A 19536-nucleotide genomic window follows, 5' to 3' on the forward strand; every position below is an offset into this window, starting at 1 on the left:
TTGCGCTTTTCCCGAAGGAGATACGCCATGTTGCGTGCTTATGCTGCGCTCGCCGCGCTCGGCATTATCTGGGGCTCGAACTTCATTTTCATGAAGTGGGCTACCGACCTGATCTCACCTACCCAGACGGTATTTCTGCGTGTGCTGTTCGGTTTTCTTCCCCTGGCCCTGGTGGCCTGGCGAGCCAAGGTTCTGACTCGCGATCAGCTCCGTCATCTGCCGCACTTCGCGGTCATGTCGGTGATCGCGACGACGTTCTACTATTACGGGTTCGTGGCCGGCACGGCCCGGCTTCCTTCGAGCATCGCTGGGCTCCTGAGCGGTTCCATTCCCATCTTCACGTTCATCTGCGCCTTCCTGTTCCTGCGTCAGGATCGCCCGACCGGCCAGATGGCGGCTGGCGTTGCCCTGGGCTTCATCGGTATCGCACTGAGCGCCCGCCCCTGGGAGGGCACCGGTGGTGTGGCGTTGGCCGGGGTCTTCTGGATGCTGGCCGGGACGCTGAGCCTCGGGGTGTCATTCGTCTATGCCCAACGGTTCCTGTCGCCGCTGAAACTGCCCCCGCTGGCATTGGCGACCTGGCAGACGGGACTCGCGCTTCTGACCCTGGTGATACTGACCGACTTCGACGGCATGGCTGCAATAACGACGGACTCGCGCGCACTCTTAGGAGCGGTCCTTGGCCTAGGTGTGCTGGGCACCGGCGGGGCCTTCTTCAGCTATTACTTCATCATCGAAAAACTCGGTTCCGTGCAGGCATCCGGTGCGACCTACATCGCCCCGGTGGTGGCCGTGATCATTGGCGCTGCGGTCGGCGAGGAAATCACCGGTGCCGCCATCCTTGCGCTAGCACTGATCCTCGGGGGCGTGGTGCTGATCCAGACGGGGAAGCGCAGCACCACACCTGCTCCCGTTCAGCACCAAGCTGAGGGGTAGACTGATTCCGGGGCGGCCCTTGCTGCTTCTGATAGCATTAGCATGCCCATGAGGGCAGGCATCCGCTCACAGAATTCCACTCCGAGAGCGAAGTACAGGATCTGACGCCTTATCTTATAGATAGAATCAGAACGAACCAGGCCGGGCGAGCCGGATGCCTTCGGCCCCGTTAGCGCTTGTTCCCCACAAAGGGAACACCGCATGACCAGCATGCCCGATAACATACTCCACTTGTCGTAATATCACGTTTTGGGCATCAAGGTGGAAGAACATGATCTCCACTTTCAGGTTGAAGCTCCAATCCCTGTGGCCTGAGAAGAACTTCGGCGTTGATCTATCAATCTTCTGGCGGGACTAAGCACTTGGAGGGGCTGGCAGCCCCCTTCAACCAGTTAATCCGGATACCAAAAAAAGGCCGACCCGTGAAGGTCGGCCCACTGGGGGGATGACTCCCCCCTCCCCTGACGACTCGTACCGTGACTGACTTCAGCGCTTCTTGCGGTGGTCCCGCACGATGAAGGCGATCCAGCCACCCATGAAAGCGATCATCATCGCGACGGTAACTAACCCGAAGACGACGGCGTCATCCAGATACATGTTGATCTCCTCCCCGCCTGATGTGTTGAGTCCACTGTAAGCCGGAACGGAGGGGGGAATTCTGATCTGAATCAAGTTACGCTCCGGCGCCTGCCGAGAGCCATCAGGCAATTGATTCAGGTCAGTTTTCAGAGCAACTTCTTGTCCTCGACCTGGGTGTGGTCCGTGTCGGGGGGTAGCGGGTGCCCCTTGGCGAGCTCGGCACGGGTGGCCTCGCGTACCGTCAGCACCTCGAGCTCGTAGCGCAGGGTTTGACCGGCCAGGGGGTGGTTGGTGTCGATCAGCACGCTGTCGTCGCGCACCTCCAGGACGGTGACGATCTGGGGGCCATCATCGCCGGGAGTCTGGAAACGCATGCCGGGCGAGAGCTCGGGGACCGGGAAGGCGTCCCGCCCCACCTCGCGCTTGAGGGCCTCATTACGCAGACCGTAGGCCTCGGCGGGCATCAGGGTCACGGTCAGTTCGGCCCCTTTGGCCTGGCCATCCAGGGCACGCTCCAGCCCGGCGACGATATTGTGATGGCCGTGCAGGTATTCGAGGGGCTGCTGACGGGCGCGGGAGTCATCGAGGACCTGGCCGGCGGCATCAACCAGCACATAGTGCAGCGTGACGACACACTGGGGAGCGATGGTCATGGGCTTCTCCTGAGTGGGAGGGGATAACGTGACTGGGCGGGGGCGGCCTAGCCGCGCCGTAGATTGGCGACCGGCATCTCCAGACGCTGCTGACGCTGCAGCATGTTGAGCAGCACGATGGCGCGCTCCTCCCCCTTGTGGCTCTCGAACACCGCCTGCAGCTCCTTAAAGGGCCCCTCGGTGATCTGTACCGCCTCGCCGGCCTGGAAGTAGAAGTTGGCATCCTGGTCGCGCTCGTCTCCCTTGTCGCACAGGGTCGCCACCAGGCTGTCATCCACGGCGATCGGCGTATCGCCGAAGGTGACCAGCTTCAATACGCCCCGGGTGGAGCGGATCGGCCGCCAGTTGCTGACCAGCCGGTCGAGGCGAATAAACAGATAGTAGGGAAACAGCGGCTCGGTGACCCAGGTCAGCTTGCCGCGGCGCTTCTTCTGAACGTCGAGTACCGGATGGAAGACCTCGAAGCCCTGGTTGAGCAGATTCTCGGTGGCGCGAAAGGATTCGCCCCCCTTGCACTGGATCACATACCAGCGCGGCACGGCCGCAGCGTCTTCCTGGCGGATCGTATCGCTCTCCTTCATGGGGTCTCCCGTCGCTCTGGATGCTGGTATCACTGCCGGGGCTCTGCAACAATCGCTCGTTGCTTGTGCGCCCCGCTTGCGGGCCGGGCGCCCGGCGAAAGAGGCAAGGATTCTAACACCGTTGCAAGGAGAGCCCCATGCCGACGCCTACCGTGCAGAGAAGCTGGCGAGATGCCCTGGCGATCTATCTGCGTGCGCCTGTCATCACCATGCTGTTTCTGGGCTTCTCCGCCGGCCTGCCCTTCCTGCTGGTGTTCTCCACGCTGTCGGCCTGGCTGCGCAGTGACGGCGTCGAGGTGGCCGCGATCGGCTTCTTCGCCTGGATCGGCATGCTCTATTCGATCAAGTTCTTCTGGGCACCGGTGGTGGACCGCCTGCCACTGCCGTTGCTGACTCGCCGCCTCGGCCAGCGCCGCGGCTGGATGCTGCTAGCTCAGGCGATGATCATCGCCGGGCTGGTGGGGCTCGCCGGAATCGACCCGCTCGGGCAGCTGCCCCTGGTGGCCGCCTTCGCCCTGCTGGTCGCCTTCGGCAGCGCCACCCAGGATATCGCCATCGATGCCTTCCGCATCGAATCGGCGCCCGAGGACATCCAGGCGGCCATGGCCTCCACCTATATCATCGGCTACCGGGGCGGCCTGCTGGCGGCCGGTGCGGGGGCGCTCTACGTCGCCTCCTGGCTCTCCTGGGAGGCCGCCTACCTGACCATGGCGGCGCTGGTGGGTATCGGCATCATCACGGTACTGGTGCGCCCCGAACCCGAGCGGCTCTCGCTGGGTACCCAGCTGATACACGAGCCGCGGGTACGGGCCTTCCTGAGGGCCAGTCGCGGAAGACCCAAGCCCCTGCGGCGCCTGGGTGCCTGGGTGATCGGCGCCATCGTCTGCCCCTTCACCGACTTCTTTACCCGCTATCGGCACAAGGCCCTGTGGCTGCTGCTCTTCGTGGCGGTATTTCGCATCAGCGACCTGGCCATGGCATCCATGGCCAACCCGCTCTATATCGACCTGGGCTTCACGCTCAAGGAGATCGCCAACGTCACCAATGCGTTCGGTATCGCCATGAGCATCGGTGGAGGCATGCTGGGGGGGCTGCTGGTGGCACGCTACGGCATCGGGCCGCTCCTGGTGCTGGGCGCCACGGCCGCCGCCCTGACCAATCTGCTGTTCAGCGCCCTGGCGCTGACCGGCCAGAGCCTGCCCATGCTGGTCATGGCCATCGTCGGCGACAACCTGGCCAACGGCCTGGCCAGCGCGGTCTTTATCGCCTTCCTCTCCAGTTTGACCTCGAGGGCCTATACCGCGACACAGTACGCGCTGTTCTCGTCGCTGATGACCCTGCCGGGCAAGTTCCTGAGCGGCTTCGGCGGGCTGGTCGTCGAGGTCGAGGGCTACGCCACCTTCTTCCTGATCTCCGCCGTCATGGGGATTCCGGCGGTGCTGCTGGCACTCTGGATCAGCCGCGACCGTGAGCTGATGCCGGCCCCCGAGGCATCGAGAGCATAAATACCGGGCGCCTACCTGGCACTGTGGCTCAGCGCCGGGCAAGCCACTCCTGCAGCCACGCCAGGGCCCCGGGCGTGGCCCGCCATTGATCGCGCATCAGGGTGCGATACTGCCAGGCTTCGGCCCGACTGCCCGGCTCGACCGGGCCATCATCGCCCACCGGCGTCGGCGGCGCCGAGCTGTCGCCGCACATCAGCTTCACCGCGTGAGCATTGTGGGCATGAGACTCGTCCAGCGCCTGGGCCGCCTCTTCGAGTCGGTCGAGGCGATAGAGTGCCAGGGCGCGGCCCATCAGCACGCCCAGCACCGGCCCCTCGGCCTCGGCTTCCGGTGGCTGCTCACTGAGTGCCAGCGCCTCGCTGTCGCGTCCGTCCCGCAACAGCTGGTCGAGGACCAGCTCGCGAAGCCCCAGGCTGTCATGTCGATCCAGGGCCAGCAGGTCTTCGGCGAGTCGTCGTGAGCGCTCCCGCGCCCCGCGCTCCATGCCGACCACCAACGCCAGCCCCGTCCGCAACAGCAGCGTGTTGTCGGCATCTTCCCAGGCCAGGGTGCCCGGCCCCTCGGCCGCTACCTGCTCCAGCCAGCGCTCCAGCCGGACGGCGAGCGGCACGAACAGGCTCGGTGCCATCCAGGGCAGGCTGCCGAAGCGCGAGGTCAGCGCCAGGGTCAGCTCCTGGACGACCGCCGGCGCATCCAGCCACTCCGGATGACGACAGAGCTCGGGCAGCCACTCCGCGGCGGCGGGCCAGGGATCATCATCGAGCCCCAGTGGGGAGTCGGACACCCCCGATACCGGGAAGACCCGTCGCCAGGCGGCATGCAGGGTGTCCTCGCGTGCGGTGGTGTGATACTCGAGCCGCCCCTCCCCGCTGCATGACACGGCCAGGCGCGGGGCGGTCGGGAGCTCCTCGAGAAGCGCCTGCAGCGACGCCAGTGGCTCGGCCAGGTCTTCCTCGGCATTGAGCAGCTGCTCGGCCAGGGTGGCACCGGGGTTCTCGGCCAGGTCGGCGAGGAACTGCAGCTGCTCCGGCGCCAGATCCCCCTGGCGTGCCAGACGCCGGAACCAGAAACTCGCCCGCTCGGCGGCCTCCTGCTCATGCCCCTCGTGCAGCAGCAACATGGCCTCGATATAGGCCAGGGTCGGCGAGTCCGGCAGCGCCTGCTGGGCACGCACGAAGGCCGCCCGGGCACTGTCCAGATCGTCGTTGTCGAGATGCATCAGACACAGGCGCTCCAGCGCCACTCCGCGCAGGAATAGCGGGCCATGCTCGAGCACCGCATCGAGAAGCGCCTCGCGCTTGCGATGAAAGCCGCGCTCCTGGAAGAGGTCGATCAGGATCTCGAAGGCGGGCTCGGCCTGCTCAGGCAGCCGAGACCAGTCACCACGTTCGAAGAGCGACTCGAGAATCTGCTGGGCGCGGCCGCGCTGGCCGGTCTCGGCCGCGATCAGCCCCGCCTCGAGCAGCGCCTGGGCGGGGGCACGGCCGCTGGCCAGCGCCGCCTTGAGGGTGTCGCCCTTCCAGTCGCGCAGCGAGAGCATCCACATCAGGTGCTCGGGCACCGAGCCGGGCAGCGTCACCGCGCCACAGCAGTGCTTGGTCTTGCGACCGGAGTCACACCAACAGGGCTCGTTTCGCCCGGGACGCGCCAGCGGTTCGCAGCGGAAGTCTAGGCGCGCCAGGGGCGTCTGTGACCACAGCTCCGGCGCGAGCGCCTGGGCCAGTGACAGATCGCCGCCCACCAATCGGGGCCCCTCTTCCCGCGCCCAGGTCATCAGCGCCGGGTAGCGCTCATCCTGGCGAATCGCCTTGAGCGCCCCCGAGGCAAATCCCAGCAGCTGTTCCACCCATACCGCCAGCATTGCGCACTCCACCGTCCGGAAAACGCCACAGTCTACCAGCCCGCCGGGGGGCTTGGCAGCCGCTTGCTACCGCGCCCACGACAGCAGCGGTGCGGTGCGGGCCTGCATATCGAGCCGGGCGCCGAGACGTACCAGGTTCCAGTAGTGGCCGTTCAACGTGCGTGACAGCAAAAGGGTGTCGGCGGGCGGCTGAAGGCGATCCATGGCCGCCCACACCTTGGGTGAGAGCTCACGCAGGCGACGATGCACGCGCACATCGCCAAAGTCCTGCTCGCCGGGGGCGAAGAGCGCCGAGACGGCCTCCGCCGCCTCTCGGTAAAGCGACAGCGGCGCGCCCTGCCCCTGACGGCCACCCAGCTCGAGCAGGGCACTATCCATGGCCATGACATCCCCGTGCAGGGTGGCGTCGAGCAGATGCATCATCGCCTTGAGCCGCTCGTCAGGCACCGGGATCACCGCCCCCAGGTCGTAGATCACCAGCCGAGCCTGGTCATCGGCGGCGAAATTGCCGGCATGGGGGTCGGCATGCAGCTCGCCATGTGTGAAGAGCTCCTCGGTGAGCCAGTCGGCCAGGGTGGCGGCGATGCGCTGACGCGTGGCGTCATCCGCCGTCTCCAGGTCACGCAGCGGGGTGCCCGGCACATGGCGCATGGCCAGCACGCGCTCACCGGAGTAGGCCGGCAGAGGCTCGGGAATCACCATGCCCGGCCAGTCGACATAGCGCTGTCGATAGCGCGCCAGTGCCTCGGCCTCGGCGCAGTAGTCAAGCTCTCCGCGCAGGCTCGCCGCCAGTTCCTCGAACAGCGCATCGAGTCGCGCCTGAGGCACCTTGAACCACCGCCCGAGACGCATCAGGCGGCGGACCTGAGCGAGGTCTCCCTCCAGCACCTCGGCCAGCCCCGGGTACTGCACCTTGAGCACCAGCGTCTCCCCCTCATGCGTCACGGCGCGATGCACCTGGCCCATGGAGGCGCTGGCGAAGGGACGTGTCTCGACCTCGCGAAACACCCTGTCGATATCGCCATAGTGATCATCCAGGGTGTGGCGGATCGACTCCCAGGGCATCGGTTCGGCCTGGCGCTGCAACCTGGCCAACTCCTCGGCAAGGTCCGCAGGCAGCAGGTCGTCCCACTGGGACATGATCTGGGCCAGTTTCATGGCCGGCCCCTTGAGTTCGGAGAGTCCCTCGAACAGCGCCTCGCCCAGGGCCCGCCAGTCCGCCTGCCCGCCCAGGCGAGTTCGCAACAGCGCGCCACCGGTGCGCGCTCCCAGCCCCATCAACCGGCGTGTTCTGCCTCGCTCGCGCATCGCCCGGACTCCACAAGAATAATGATACAACAACTGTACACCATAATCGCAATGCAACACCTAGCCAAGCGTCGGCAACACTGGAAGAATCCTCAACTCTCACCGCAAGCGAGGCCGCCATGCGCCTGATCATCGCCGAGAAGCCCAGCCTGGCCCGGGCCATCGCCGACGCCCTGCCCGGCTCCCCCCGCAAGCAGGAGGGAGCGATCGTCGTGGGCGACTCCACCGTGACCTGGTGCCTCGGCCACCTGCTGGAGCAGGCGCCTCCCGACGCCTATGACCCGGCCCTCAAACAGTGGCGGCTGGACACCCTGCCGATCCTGCCCAAGCACTGGAAGCTCACCCCTCGCCCCAAGGCTCGCGGCCAGCTGGCGGCGATTCGCAGGCTGCTCAAGACCGCCAACGAGGTGGTGCATGCCGGTGACCCCGACCGCGAAGGCCAGCTGCTGGTTCAGGAGGTGATCGAATACCTCGGCTGGAAGGGCAGGGTCTCACGACTGCTGATCAGCGATCTCAACCGCCCCGCCGTTCAGCGGGCCCTGTCGCGACTGGAGGACAACCGGCGCTACCAGCCACTCTACCGGGCCGCCGAATCACGCTCCCGCGCCGACTGGCTGTATGGCATCAACCTGACCCGGGCCTGGACGCTGACGGGCCGTCAGGCCGGTCATGACGGTGTACTCTCGGTGGGCCGCGTACAGACCCCGGTGCTTGGCCTGGTGGTGCGCCGGGACGCCGAGATCCGTGGTTTCACGCCCAGGCCCTTCTTCGTATTGTGGGCCGATCTTGCGGTGCCCCGGGGCGAGCTGCGCGCCTGGTGGGTACCCGGTGAACACCATCCGCTCGACGACCAGGGACGCCTGCTGGCCCGGGAGCCCGCGGCCAGCCTCGCCGAACGCCTGCCCGGGGCCGAGGGCCGACTGGTGGCACTGGAGACCCAGCAGAAGCGCCAGCCCGCCCCCCTGCCCTACTCGCTCTCGGCGCTGCAGGTCGATGCCGCCAGGCGCCATGGCATCTCCGCCAAGATCGTGCTGGACACCTGCCAGTCGCTCTATGAGCGCTACCGGCTGATCACCTACCCGCGCTCCGACTGTCGCTATCTGCCCGAGGAGCATTTCGCCGCCGCCCGAGGCACCCTGGCAGGCGCCTGCCGTGAAGATGACACCCTGCGCGGCTGGTTGGCCGGGGCCGATTTCACGCGCCGATCGCGAGCATGGAGTGACGGCAAGGTGGGCGCACACCACGCCCTGGCGCCCACCGGACGACCGGCGGACATGGCACGCCTCACGGCCACCGAGGCGAACGTCTTCCGGCTGATCGCCCGCAACGTGATCGCCCAGTTCTATCCGCCGCTCTCCACCCGCGACGTGAAGGCGGAGTTCTCGATCCTCGGGGAAACGTTCCGTGCCCGGGGTCAGGAGATCCTCGACCCCGGCTGGAAGCCGCTGTTCACCACCCGCGACGAGGCACCGCCACTGCCGCCGCTCAGCGAGGGTGAGGAGTGTCGCGTCCAGAGCGGCGGCGTGGAAGATCGTGAGACCCGTCCGCCGGAGCCGTTCAATGACGCCAGCCTGATCAAGGCGATGATGAACATCGGCCGCTATGTCGACGACCCCGCCGTGAGACGCACCCTGCGTGAACACGATGGCCTGGGCACCGAGGCGACCCGCGCCGGCATCCTCGAGACGCTGGTTGCGCGCGGGTATCTGGTCCGTGAGGGCAAGGCCCTGCGTGCCACCCGCCTGGGCAGCGCACTGATCGCCTCACTGCCCGAAGCGGTCAGCCGCCCAGAACGCACCGCGCAATGGGAACAGCGCCTGGGAGCCATCGCCGAAGAGGACGCCGCCCCCGCGCCCTTCCTCGAGTCACTGGTCGCCGACCTGCGCACCCTGCTCGGCGCCGCCGATGCCGGACGCCTGCGTCAGGCACTCCACAGCGCCGAGGGCGCCGAGGCCAAGGCGTCCCGTCGCACCAGCGGCCGCCGCAGCACCGGACGCTCGGCCAGGAGCGGCAAGCGTCGCACTCCCCAACGTCGCAAGGAGGGCCGCTGATGGCGCTTCAAACACACTGGATCGTGGGACCAGGTGCCATCGGCCGCCTGCTCGCCCTGCGTCTGGCCCAACATGGCCAGCGGATAACACTGCTCGGCCGCCGTCCCCTTCCCGACCGTCAAACACTGGTCACTCCCCAGGGTGATGTCCTAAGCCTGGAGGTGATCACACGGACTCGCCCCCCCGGCGGCTCTCCCGACCTCCTCCACCTGACCACCAAGGCCTACGCCGCCGAGGCGGCCTATCTTGAGCTCGCTTCCCGACTTCCCGCCGACCTCCCGCTGGTGCTGTGGCAGAACGGCTACCACACCCAGCCACGACTCGCGACACGTCACCCAGGCCCGGTGCTGTGCGCCACCACCACCGAAGGGGCCTATGTTGCCGCGGATGATCGCGTCGTCCACGCCGGCCGGGGTAACACCCTGATCGGCTCCCTGAAGGGTGGCCATGGCGATCTGGCGAGAACAGTGGCCAGCCTGCTGAGTGCAAGCGGCCTGCCGACCCGGGCGGTGCCGGACATTCGGCGACGCCTATGGCACAAGCTGGCCATCAACGCCGCCATCAACCCCCTGGTTGCCCACCACAGGATTCGCAATGGCGAACTTCGCGATACGCCGTTTCGTGACGAGGTGGAGGCGGTGATCGGTGAAGTGGCGAGGGTAATGCAGGCCGAGGGCATCGCACCGCCTGAAGGCAGCGGGCTCGATGGCTGGCGCACCCTGGTCTGGAGAGTGGTGGAGGCCACCGCCAACAATCGCGCCTCGATGCTCCAGGACGTGCTGGCGGGGCGTCCCACGGAGCATGTCGCGATACTCGGCCCGCTCTGCGAGGCCGCCAGGCGCCACGACCTGGCGACACCCAGACTGGATTCATTGCTGAAGACCCTGGCTAAAGCCCAAGGGACAGTCCCCGGCTGAGCAATCAGGCCAGTCTTTATGCATTACGCCAGCAGCATCGACACTGCCCGAGAGTGCCCCTGCTATCGCCGGGCCAAATGCCTGGCGAACCGGGGGTGGGCTTGCTAGCCTGTAAGGATATCATCGCTACTCGCCCTGGGGCCTGGTCCGAATGAATCAGGCCTAAGAGCTAGGACACGGACCCATGTCATCCCGTCATACCATTGCCGCGTTACTGGCTGGTCTTGCCCTAGGCACGTCGCTTGCCGCTGTCGGCGCCGAAAAAGGCTCCCTCGCCGAAGAGGTCGTCAGGCAAGTCGATCCGCATAATCCCGCCTACAGCCCCGCCTACGCCAGCCAGCCCGACAATCTCATGCGACTCGAGAACGGTGTTGTCATCGACGGCCAGGACATCGAGAGCCCCGACGGCTATACCTCCGGCTTTCGATTGATCGCCGGCTTCAGCCCGTTTCGGCTCCCCAAGCTGGACCTCGGTGCCGAGTTCAGCTACCACCAGCGCGACGAGATGCCCACCCGTCTCGATAACCAGCAGCTGCTGGTCAATACCGTCAGCCTCGGCGGCAGCCTGGTGGCGGGCGTACGCCTGGGAGATTTCGGGCTCTATGCCAAGTCAGGCCTGGTCGGCTGGGAGGGCGATGCCGTGATTCCGCGCGGCGAGGGCGAGGAGACCGGCACCACCAGGGTTCGGGGTTTCGGCGCCCGCCTGCAGCTCCCGGGCTTTACCAGCCGCCTCGAGCTCGAGGAGTACGATGCGCCCGATATGGCGCATCTCAATCTGCTGACCGCCTCGCTCCATATTCCCTTCTAAAGAGCGCGGCTACACCGTTTCAAGGCGCAAGGCGCAAGGCAATATCATGGCTTCATCCCCAATGGCTTCATCCCCAGCAGTACAAGGGGAATCCTTGCACCTAGTACCTGGCCGCAGGCCCTATCCAGTATTACGCAGCCCCGCGGCGATACCCGCCATGGTCACCATCAGCGCTCGCGACAGATCGGCGCTGATCGCCCCGTCGGCGTCGCGATTACGCTGCAAAAGCTCCGCCTGCAGCCCATGTAGCGGGTCGATATAGGGATTGCGCACGGCTATTGCCTGGTGGATCAACGGCGTCTTCTCCAGCAGTTCCTGCTGTTCCAGCATCTCCAGCAACACCTCATTGAGCCGCTCGAAACGCTGCCGCAGGCGCTGCCCCAGCGCCTTGAGAGTCGGCTCGTCGACCAGGCGATGCTCATAGTAGGCAGAGATGCCCACATCGGCCTTGGAAAGCAGCATTTCCAGCATGTCCAGGTAGGTGCCGAAGAAGGGCCAGCGGTCACGCATCTCCTGAAGCACCTCACGCCCCCCCTCCTCTTCGAGACGGGTGGCGAAGGCCTCGCCACTTCCCAGCCAGGCAGGCAGCATCAGGCGGACCTGGGTCCAGGCAAAGATCCAGGGAATCGCCCGCAGTGTCTCCACTCCACCATCCTGGCGCCGCTTGGTAGGCCGCGAGCCCAACGGCAGGCGCCCGAGCGATCCCTCCGGTGTCACCGCACGGAAGTAGGGCACGAAATCGTCATCCTCTCGCACCACCCCCACATAGGCCCCATGGGCGATCTCGGCCAGGCGATCCATCTCATCGCGCCAGTGGGGTTCCGGGTCCGGTGGCGGCAGCAGCGTTGCCTCCAGCACCGCGCAGGCGTAGATCTCCATGGAACGCAGGGCGATCTCCGGCTGACCGAACTTGAAGCGGATCATCTCGCCCTGCTCGGTCACCCTGAGGCTGCCATTCACCGAACCAGGCGGTTGAGAGAGAATCGCCGCATGGGCCGGGCCACCACCGCGCCCCACGGTCCCACCGCGTCCATGGAACAGCGTCAGGTCCACGGCGTGATGACGACACACCGTCACCAGGCTCTCCTGGGCACGGTACTGGGCCCAAGCGGCGGCCAGCTGACCGGCATCCTTGGCCGAATCCGAGTAGCCGATCATTACCTCCTGTCGGCCGCCGATCAGACGGCGATAGCCGGGCAGGGAGAGCAGGCGGTCGATCGCCTCGCCGGCATGATTGAGGTCGTTGAGGGTCTCGAACAGCGGCGCAATCGGCAGCTTGACCTCGCCCCCCACCTCCTTCATCAGCAGTGCCACGGTCAACACATCGGAGGGCTCTGCCGCCATGGAGATGACATAGGTCCCGAGCGCTTCGGCCTGTTCGCTGGCGATGACCCGGAAGGTATCGATCACCTCACGCGACTCCGTCGAGCACTCCCAGCGCCGCGGTATCAGCGGTCGGCGCGACTCGAGCTCCTCGAGCAGGAAGGCCTGGCGCTGCTCTTCGCTCCAGTCACGATAGTGCCCCAGGCCCAGACCTGCGGTGAGCTCCTCCATCACCTGAGCGTGCCGGCTCGCCTCCTGGCGAATATCGAGCCGGGTCAGGGTGACACCGAACACCGCCACCCGCCGCAGGGTATCCAGCAGTGCACCGTTGGCGATGGTGTCGAGACCCACATCGCACAGCGAGCGGTAGCAGGCAAGCAGCGGTGAGTAGAGCTGGTCACGGCTCTCGATGATCGGTCCCCCGTCGTAGGGCTTGCCATCGAGGCTCGCCTTGGCCCAGTCACGGGTGGCCTCGACTCGCGCCAGCAGCTGGCGCAGCAGCTCGCGGTAGGGCTCCGGTGCGTCACCAACCTCGGCCTTGAGCGCGCTGTTGGCCTTCCACATGGAGAGCTCGGCCTTGAGCTGTTCCAGGTCGCGCAGGTAGAGATCCGCGGCCATCCAGCGCCCCAGCAGCAGCACCTCGCGGGTCACCCGGGAGGTCACGTTGGGATTGCCGTCGCGATCGCCCCCCATCCACGACGAGAAGCTGATCGGCGCGGCATCCAGAGGCAGCCGCTCGCCGGCGGTCTCCAGCAGCAGGTTGTCCAGGTCACGGTGAAAGTCGGGCACCGCCTGCCACAGCGAGTTTTCGATCACCGCGAAGCCCCACTTCGCCTCATCCACCGGCGAGGGCCGCTCGTGGCGGATCTCGTCGGTATGCCAGGCCTGGCTGATCAGCTCCTCGAGACGCCCCTTGGCCCGGGCGCCGCGCTCGGGATAGTCCCCCGATGATTCGATGGCGGTCAGGCAGTCGTCGATGGCGTCGTACTTCTGGATCAGGGTGCGCCGAATGACCTCGGTGGGGTGGGCGGTCAATACCAGTTCGACACGCATGCCGGCCAGGCTCTCGACCAGCTTGCGTGGTGAGTGGCCGGCATGGCGCGCCCGCTCCACCAGCTCGGAGAGCACCGGTTGCGTTCCCGGCCGGTAATCCTCGACGCGACGAAAGCGGGCCCGATAGTGCTGTTCGGCGATATTGGCCAGGTTGAGAAACTGGTTGAAGGCGCGGGTCACCGGCAGCAGGTCGCGGTCTGGCAAGCGACGCAGGTACTCGATCAGCTCACGCTGAGCCTGCTCGTCGCCCTGACGACCTCGCTTGGCGAAATCGCGGATGGCCTCGATCTTGTCGACGAAGTCGCCCCCCAGGTCATCGGCAATGGTACGCCCCAGGCTGTCGCCAAGGATACGCACGTTGTCACGCAGGGATTCATGAAGATCATGGCTCATGACAGGGGGTCTCCGGAAGATATGGCAGTATCGTTGCATTCGTTGCGCTTGGCGGCCTGCCAGTGGCGTTCCATGGTCGCGAGGTCGGCATCGGCGGGGCTACTGCCCGTCGCCGCCAGGGCCGCTTCCACGTGACGAAAGCGGCGCTCGAACTTGTTGTTGGTGGCTCGCAGGCACTGCTCGGGGTCGGCCTTGAGGGTCCGGGCGAGATTGGTCACCGCGAACAGCAGGTCACCCACCTCCTCGATGGCATGCTCTCGACTCCCCTCGGTCAGCGCCTCCTCGACCTCGTCGAGCTCTTCGCGAATCTTGGCGATCACCCCGCGGGAGTCGGGCCAGTCGAACCCCACCCGGGCGGCACGCTTCGAGAGCTTGGCGGCTCGCGACAGCGCCGGCAGTGTGCGCGGCACATCATCCAGAACCGAGGGCGCAACGGCGTCGCTCCCCGAGGCATCGGGGGTCTCGTGGGTCTCACGCATCCGCTGCGCTCGCTCCTCGGCCTTTAGGGCCTCCCAGCGGCGATTGATGCCTTCGAGCTCGGGGAGCTGGCGAGCTTCGCTATCCGCGGCATCAACGTCGGGTGGGCGCCGCGAGGCCAGGCTGCCATCGGGGAAGACATGGGGGTGGCGACGCAGCATCTTGGTGGTCAGGGTATCCACGACCGTGTGGAAGTCGAAACGCCCCTCCTCACTCGCGAACTGGGCGTAGTAGACCACCTGAAAGAGCAGGTCACCCAGCTCACCGGGCAGCTCCTCCCAGGCGCGGCGCTCGATGGCGTCGGCGACCTCATAGGCCTCCTCCAGGGTGTGGGGCACGATGGTGTCCCAATCCTGCCTGAGGTCCCATGGACACCCCTGGTCGGGGTCACGCAGCACCGCCATCAGGGTCAGCAGATCATCCAGACCATGGCGCTGGCTCATGTCTTCCTCTCCTTTCCCTTGCGCTTGCCGGGCTTGCCGCCACTGCGCAGGCGCCTCACCTCGATAACGTTGGGCAGCTGCTGAATGCGGGAGAAGAGCCGCCCCAGCGACTCCAGGCCATCCACTTCGACGGTAATGGTCAGCCTCGCGATGCCATCATCGGTATCGGTGAGGGTATTGACCGCCAGCACGTTGACCTTCTCGTTGCCAAGTACCCCGGTGACGTCGCGCAGCAGGCCGGAGCGATCCCACGCCTGCACCTCGATATTGACCGGGTACTGGGTTCGCGCCCGCTCGCCCCACTCCACCTCGATGATGCGCTGGGGCTCGTCCACACTCAACTGCAGGATATTGGGGCAGTCCTCGCGGTGCACCGTGACTCCACGCCCCTGGGTAATGAAGCCGACGATCGGCTCACCCGGCACCGGATGACAGCAGTTGGCCATGCTGGTCTTGAGGTTACCTACGCCCAGCACGGTGATATCGCTCTTCTCGCCCTTGCCCGTGGTGCGCCTGGGCTTGGCCAGCAGGCGGTCGAGCTGCTCCTGGTCATCGTTCTCACCGAACAGCTGCTGAGCCTGGTTCAGCACCTGCCCGATGCGCAGGTCCCCCGCTCCCAGGGCGGCGTACATGTCATCGGGCGTTGTGTAGTTGACCTTGCGAGCCAGGGTGTCGAGGGCCATGTCCTCGAGGTCGAGACGCTTCATCTCGCGCTCGAACAGGGCGCGCCCCTCCAGGATGTTCTGGTCACGGGCCTGGTACTTGAACCAGGCCTGAATCTTGGAACGGGCCCGGGAGGTACGCACATAGGCCAGGCTGGGGTTGAGCCAGTCGCGACTCGGCCCACCCTTGCTGGCGGTAAGGATCTCCACCTGCTGGCCGGTCTTCAACGTATAGGTAAGCGGCACGATGCGGCCATTGACCTTGGCCCCACGGCACCGATGCCCCACCTCGGTATGCACCCGATAGGCGAAGTCGATGGGGGTCGCGACACGCGGCAGGTCGATGATATGGCCATCCGGGGTGAAAACGTAGATGCGGTCCGGGGCCACGTCGCTGTTGAGTCCTTCACTCAGGTCGCCGAGATCGCCGACCTCCTCCTGCCACTCGAGCACCTGCCGCAGCCAGGCGATCTTGTCCTCGTAGCTGGTACTCTTGGCCCGGGTGTCATGCCCCTTGTAGCGCCAGTGAGCACAGACCCCCAGCTCCGCCTCCTCATGCATGGCAAAGGTGCGGATCTGGATCTCAACGACCTTGTTCTCGGGGCCGAGGACCGCGGTGTGCAACGACTGGTAGCCATTCTGCTTGGGATTGGCAATATAGTCGTCGAACTCGTTGGGTACGTGATGCCAGCGCGAGTGCACCAGCCCCAGCACGGTGTAGCAGTCGGTGACTTCGGGCACCAGAATGCGCACCGCCCGGATATCATGGACCTGGGAGAAGTCGATGCGCTTGCGCTTCATCTTCCGCCAGATCGAGTAAATGTGCTTGGCCCGACCATCGACGTCGTAGCGTTGGATGCCCTGGGCATCCAGCAGGCCGTTGAGGGTGGCGACGATCTCGGTGATATAGCGATCGCGATCCAGGCGCTTTTCCGCCAGTTGCCGCGCGATGGCCTTGTAGTCATCCTCATGGAGATAGCGGAAGGAGAGGTCCTCGAGCTCCCACTTGAGGTGACCGATCCCCAGCCGATGCGCCAGGGGGGCAAAGATATCGAACACCTCACGAGCCACGCGTTGCTGCTTCTCTCGGGGCGCCTCCCTGACCTGGCGCAGCGCACAGGTGCGCTCGGCGATCTTGATCAGTGCCACGCGAACATCGTCGATCATGTTGACCAGCATCTTGCGCAGATTGTCCTGCTGGTCATGCTGGCCCATGTCGCGGCTGGGCAACTGGGTCGCACTGATCGCCGCCATCTGCAGCACGCCATCGATCAGTCCGGCCACCTCCTTGCCAAACTGCTTGCCGACGGCCTCGAGGCCGACCAGACCCTCGCGCACCGCGCGATAGAGTACCGCGGCAACCAGCGCCACCTGGTCGAGCTTGAGCTCACCCAGGATATCGGCCATCTCCAGGCCCATGCGAAAGCTGGACCCTTCCGCCAACCAGGCCCGGTGGGGGCGCTCCGACTCACTCTCCAGCCGCTCGGCGAGCCGACAGGCCTCGATCATCTCGGCCGGGTCGCGCAGCCTCACGTCCTCCTGCAGGCGCTCCACCCAGCGTTCGATATCCACCTTTCCCGTCGCGGTGAGAGGCTGCTCCTCACGTACTTTAACCATCGGCCAAGGCTCCTTACCGCCGCTCTTCCATCCCTGAATGTTCGAACAGCAGCATCGATTCCAGATGAGAGGTGTGCACGAACATATCGGCCACGGCGATACGCGTGACCCGATAGCCTCCCTGCGCCAGGTGTGCGGCATCCCGAGCCAGTGTCGCCGGGTCGCAGGCAATATAGAGCACGCGGGGCACCGGTGCCGCCGCCAGGGCCCGGGCGGCACCTTCGGCACCCTCGCGTGGCGGATCGAGCACCACCACCTCGGGGCCGATCTCTTCCAAAAGCGCTGCCACTGTCCCCAGACTCGCCAGGTTGGCCTGGCGAGCCGACAGCTGCAGCCCCCCACCGTTGGCACTGGCATTGGCACGCGCGTTGGCGCCCAGGCGCTCGACCATCGACGGACTCCCCTCCACCGCGACCACCCGTGCCCCGGCGGAGGCCAGCGGCAGGCTGAAATTGCCGACACCGGCAAACAGGTCGAGCAGCACCGTCCCGGCAAGATCATCGAGCCAGCCGAGTGCCGTCTCAACCATCTGTCGATTGACCTCCTCATTGGCCTGCAGGAAGTCACCGGGGGCGATGCCCAGTTCGAGGTCCTCCTGGGTCCCGGGCACTCGGTAGCTCAGACGCGGGGGAGGCGTCAGCCACTCCAGGGCGGGGGCATCACGCCCTGCCAGCCAGCCCAGGTGGATCCCATGCTCGTGGGCGAAGACACGCCAGGCCTCGCGATCGACGGCATGCTCCTTGAGCTGGCGGATCACCAGGGTGCTGCCCTGATCGCTGGCCAGCAGCTCCAGATGCCCCACCTGGCGTGGCGCCTGCAGCGCCATCAGTTGACGGTGCAGGGGAGTCAGCAGGGCATCGAGCTCAGGCATCAGGATGGTGCAGTGCGCGATATCCACCAGACGATGGCTATGGCGTGCGCGGAACCCAAGGTACAGACGCCCCTCGGCATCCAGCTTCACTCCCAGCCGGGCACGGCGCCGATAGCCCTGGCTGGCACCGGCCAGCAACTCTGGCTCACCGGCGATCTCGACTCCCTGACGCGCCAGCAGATCGACGAGGACCGCCTGCTTGTGGCGACGCTGGGCGGGCACTGACAGATGCTGAAGATCGCAGCCGCCACAGCGCTGGTAATAGTCGCAGGGCGGCTTGACGCGCTCCGGCGAGGCCTCGAGCACCTCGCGCACATGGGCCTCATCGAAACGCCTGCGGGTCAAATAGACCGCCACCTCGACCCGCTCTCCGGGCAGCGCGCCGTCGACGAACAGCGTCTTGCCCTCGGTATCATGGGTCACGCCACGGCCGTCATGGGCCAGGCGCTCGATCATCAGGCCCTGGGCCTCGCCCTCACTCGAAGACGCATCCCCCCTGGCATTGGAGTATGGCGGCGAGTGTGGCTGTCGACCCTGCAGGCCGGAAACACCCGACCGCTCGCGACGCGGTCGCCGCTTGCCCAGCATCGCCATGACTCAGCCCTCCGGGGCGTAGAGACCGGTGGAAAGATAACGGTCGCCGCGGTCGCAGACGATAAACACGATCACCGCATCTTCGACCTGCTCGGCGACTCGCAGGGCGCCGGCCAGGGCCCCACCGGAGCTGACGCCTGCCAGGATGCCCTCCTCCCGAGCCAGGCGTCGCATATGCTCCTCGGCCTCGTGCTGGCCGATATCGAGCACCCGATCGACGCGACTGGCATCGAAGATGCTTGGCAGGTACGCCTCGGGCCAGCGGCGAATTCCGGCGATACTGGCGCCGTCCTCGGGCTGCAGGCCGATGATCTCGACGTCGGGGTTGCGCTCCTTGAGGGCCTGGGAAACCCCCATGATGGTACCGGTAGTGCCCATCGAGCTGATGAAGTGGGTCACGCTGCCGGCGGTCTGCTCCCAGATCTCGGGGCCGGTGCCACGGTAGTGGGAGAGCGGATTGTCGGGGTTGGCAAACTGATCCAGCCGCTTGCCTTCACCCCGCGCGAGCATGGCCTCTGCCAGGTCACGGGCCTCTTCCATGCCACCCTCCTGGCTCACGGTGATCAGCCTGGCGCCGTAGGCCGCCATGCACTGCTTGCGCTCCTCCGAGGCGTTGTCGGGCATGATCAGCACCATGCGATAGCCCTTGATGGCCGCCGCCATGGCGAGGGCGATGCCGGTGTTGCCCGACGTCGCCTCGATCAGGGTGTCGCCCAGAACGATCTCGCCGCGTGCCTCGGCCTGCTCCAGCATGGCCAGGGCAGGCCGGTCCTTAACCGAACCCGCAGGGTTGTTACCCTCGAGTTTGGCCAGCAGCACATTGTTGCGACCGGCCCCGATGCGCTTGAGGCGCACCAGCGGCGTCTGGCCGACAACGTCCTCGATGGTCGGAAAGTGCATGCAA

At 66.1% G+C, this 19536-nt stretch carries 15 protein-coding genes; 5 read left to right on the top strand and 10 right to left on the bottom strand.

Going from position 1 to position 19536, the window contains the following annotated elements; translation table 11 throughout:
- Nucleotides 1-27: 27 nt before the first annotated feature.
- Nucleotides 28-936, top strand: coding sequence for a DMT family transporter (locus IOC61_RS04500; RefSeq protein ID WP_195687672.1), 909 nt, complete (start codon nucleotides 28-30; stop codon nucleotides 934-936).
- Nucleotides 937-1422: 486 nt separating this feature from the next.
- Here the strand turns inward: IOC61_RS04500 and ccoM are convergent, their stop codons facing one another.
- The 3 genes from ccoM to rfaH all read right to left on the bottom strand — a co-directional run bounded on the left by ccoM (nucleotide 1423) and on the right by rfaH (nucleotide 2749).
- Nucleotides 1423-1533: a cytochrome c oxidase subunit CcoM gene (gene ccoM, locus IOC61_RS17885; RefSeq protein ID WP_311429394.1), complete on the bottom strand. Its 111-nt coding sequence runs from the start codon at nucleotides 1531-1533 to the stop codon at nucleotides 1423-1425.
- 128 nt (nucleotides 1534-1661) lie between these two features.
- Nucleotides 1662-2168 carry an FKBP-type peptidyl-prolyl cis-trans isomerase gene (locus IOC61_RS04505; RefSeq protein WP_195687673.1) on the bottom strand — a complete coding sequence of 169 codons (507 nt, stop codon included), beginning with the start codon at nucleotides 2166-2168 and terminating at the stop codon, nucleotides 1662-1664.
- A gap of 47 nt (nucleotides 2169-2215) precedes the next feature.
- Nucleotides 2216-2749 carry a transcription/translation regulatory transformer protein RfaH gene (rfaH, locus tag IOC61_RS04510; protein WP_195687674.1) on the bottom strand — a complete coding sequence of 178 codons (534 nt, stop codon included), beginning with the start codon at nucleotides 2747-2749 and terminating at the stop codon, nucleotides 2216-2218.
- 137 nt (nucleotides 2750-2886) lie between these two features.
- Here rfaH and IOC61_RS04515 point away from each other — a divergent pair, with 137 nt between their 5' ends.
- Entirely contained in the window at nucleotides 2887-4254 is a 1368-nt protein-coding gene (locus IOC61_RS04515) for an AmpG family muropeptide MFS transporter (RefSeq protein WP_195687675.1), read from the top strand.
- Between the two features lie 28 nt (nucleotides 4255-4282).
- Here the strand turns inward: IOC61_RS04515 and IOC61_RS04520 are convergent, their stop codons facing one another.
- Entirely contained in the window at nucleotides 4283-6115 is a 1833-nt protein-coding gene (locus IOC61_RS04520; protein WP_195687676.1) for an SEC-C domain-containing protein, read from the bottom strand.
- Nucleotides 6116-6181: 66 nt separating this feature from the next.
- Nucleotides 6182-7423, bottom strand: a complete 1242-nt coding sequence (locus IOC61_RS04525) for an ABC1 kinase family protein (protein ID WP_195687677.1) — start codon at nucleotides 7421-7423, stop codon at nucleotides 6182-6184.
- A 119-nt stretch (nucleotides 7424-7542) separates the two neighbouring features.
- On the opposite strand from IOC61_RS04525, the gene IOC61_RS04530 reads away from it, so the two are divergent.
- The 3 genes from IOC61_RS04530 (at nucleotide 7543) to IOC61_RS04540 (ending at nucleotide 11199) form a co-directional block, all read left to right on the top strand.
- On the top strand, nucleotides 7543-9474 hold the full coding sequence (locus tag IOC61_RS04530; protein WP_195687678.1) for a DNA topoisomerase III: 1932 nt from the start codon (nucleotides 7543-7545) through the stop codon (nucleotides 9472-9474).
- Nucleotides 9474-10391 carry a ketopantoate reductase family protein gene (locus tag IOC61_RS04535; RefSeq protein WP_195687679.1) on the top strand — a complete coding sequence of 306 codons (918 nt, stop codon included), beginning with the start codon at nucleotides 9474-9476 and terminating at the stop codon, nucleotides 10389-10391. Before IOC61_RS04530 ends, IOC61_RS04535 begins: the two co-directional genes overlap by 1 nt.
- Before the next feature lie 184 nt (nucleotides 10392-10575).
- Nucleotides 10576-11199, top strand: coding sequence for a hypothetical protein (locus IOC61_RS04540; protein ID WP_195687680.1), 624 nt, complete (start codon nucleotides 10576-10578; stop codon nucleotides 11197-11199).
- A 120-nt stretch (nucleotides 11200-11319) separates the two neighbouring features.
- Here the strand turns inward: IOC61_RS04540 and ppc are convergent, their stop codons facing one another.
- The 5 genes from ppc to cysM are packed head-to-tail and all read right to left on the bottom strand — an operon-like array spanning nucleotide 11320 to nucleotide 19532.
- Nucleotides 11320-13968 (bottom strand): phosphoenolpyruvate carboxylase, encoded by a 2649-nt coding sequence (ppc, locus tag IOC61_RS04545; protein ID WP_195687681.1) that lies wholly within the window; start codon nucleotides 13966-13968, stop codon nucleotides 11320-11322.
- A complete protein-coding gene (mazG, locus tag IOC61_RS04550) occupies nucleotides 13965-14888 on the bottom strand; it encodes a nucleoside triphosphate pyrophosphohydrolase (protein WP_195687682.1) in 924 nt (307 codons plus the stop codon). The genes ppc and mazG overlap by 4 nt, the downstream gene beginning before the upstream one ends.
- The gene (relA, locus tag IOC61_RS04555) at nucleotides 14885-17167 is read right to left on the bottom strand and encodes a GTP diphosphokinase (protein WP_195687683.1); all 2283 of its coding nucleotides are present in this window, start codon (nucleotides 17165-17167) and stop codon (nucleotides 14885-14887) included. Before relA ends, mazG begins: the two co-directional genes overlap by 4 nt.
- 13 nt (nucleotides 17168-17180) lie before the next feature.
- Nucleotides 17181-18632 carry a TRAM domain-containing protein gene (locus IOC61_RS04560; RefSeq protein WP_195687684.1) on the bottom strand — a complete coding sequence of 484 codons (1452 nt, stop codon included), beginning with the start codon at nucleotides 18630-18632 and terminating at the stop codon, nucleotides 17181-17183.
- A 3-nt stretch (nucleotides 18633-18635) separates the two neighbouring features.
- The gene (cysM, locus tag IOC61_RS04565) at nucleotides 18636-19532 is read right to left on the bottom strand and encodes a cysteine synthase CysM (protein ID WP_195687685.1); all 897 of its coding nucleotides are present in this window, start codon (nucleotides 19530-19532) and stop codon (nucleotides 18636-18638) included.
- Nucleotides 19533-19536: the final 4 nt, after the last annotated feature.

It is taken from the genome of Halomonas sp. KAO (genome assembly GCF_015595025.1).
Lineage (GTDB): Bacteria > Pseudomonadota > Gammaproteobacteria > Pseudomonadales > Halomonadaceae > Halomonas.

What these genes read in the sequence shown, in the direction of transcription:
- IOC61_RS04500 (WP_195687672.1), top strand. Translation starts at nt 28, where the DNA reads ATGTTGCGTGCTTATGCTGCGCTCGCCGCGCTCGGCATTATCTGGGGC.
- ccoM (WP_311429394.1), bottom strand. Translation starts at nt 1,533, where the DNA reads ATGTATCTGGATGACGCCGTCGTCTTCGGGTTAGTTACCGTCGCGATG.
- IOC61_RS04505 (WP_195687673.1), bottom strand. Translation starts at nt 2,168, where the DNA reads ATGACCATCGCTCCCCAGTGTGTCGTCACGCTGCACTATGTGCTGGTT.
- rfaH (WP_195687674.1), bottom strand. Translation starts at nt 2,749, where the DNA reads ATGAAGGAGAGCGATACGATCCGCCAGGAAGACGCTGCGGCCGTGCCG.
- IOC61_RS04515 (WP_195687675.1), top strand. Translation starts at nt 2,887, where the DNA reads ATGCCGACGCCTACCGTGCAGAGAAGCTGGCGAGATGCCCTGGCGATC.
- IOC61_RS04520 (WP_195687676.1), bottom strand. Translation starts at nt 6,115, where the DNA reads ATGCTGGCGGTATGGGTGGAACAGCTGCTGGGATTTGCCTCGGGGGCG.
- IOC61_RS04525 (WP_195687677.1), bottom strand. Translation starts at nt 7,423, where the DNA reads ATGCGCGAGCGAGGCAGAACACGCCGGTTGATGGGGCTGGGAGCGCGC.
- IOC61_RS04530 (WP_195687678.1), top strand. Translation starts at nt 7,543, where the DNA reads ATGCGCCTGATCATCGCCGAGAAGCCCAGCCTGGCCCGGGCCATCGCC.
- IOC61_RS04535 (WP_195687679.1), top strand. Translation starts at nt 9,474, where the DNA reads ATGGCGCTTCAAACACACTGGATCGTGGGACCAGGTGCCATCGGCCGC.
- IOC61_RS04540 (WP_195687680.1), top strand. Translation starts at nt 10,576, where the DNA reads ATGTCATCCCGTCATACCATTGCCGCGTTACTGGCTGGTCTTGCCCTA.
- ppc (WP_195687681.1), bottom strand. Translation starts at nt 13,968, where the DNA reads ATGAGCCATGATCTTCATGAATCCCTGCGTGACAACGTGCGTATCCTT.
- mazG (WP_195687682.1), bottom strand. Translation starts at nt 14,888, where the DNA reads ATGAGCCAGCGCCATGGTCTGGATGATCTGCTGACCCTGATGGCGGTG.
- relA (WP_195687683.1), bottom strand. Translation starts at nt 17,167, where the DNA reads ATGGTTAAAGTACGTGAGGAGCAGCCTCTCACCGCGACGGGAAAGGTG.
- IOC61_RS04560 (WP_195687684.1), bottom strand. Translation starts at nt 18,632, where the DNA reads ATGGCGATGCTGGGCAAGCGGCGACCGCGTCGCGAGCGGTCGGGTGTT.
- cysM (WP_195687685.1), bottom strand. Translation starts at nt 19,532, where the DNA reads ATGCACTTTCCGACCATCGAGGACGTTGTCGGCCAGACGCCGCTGGTG.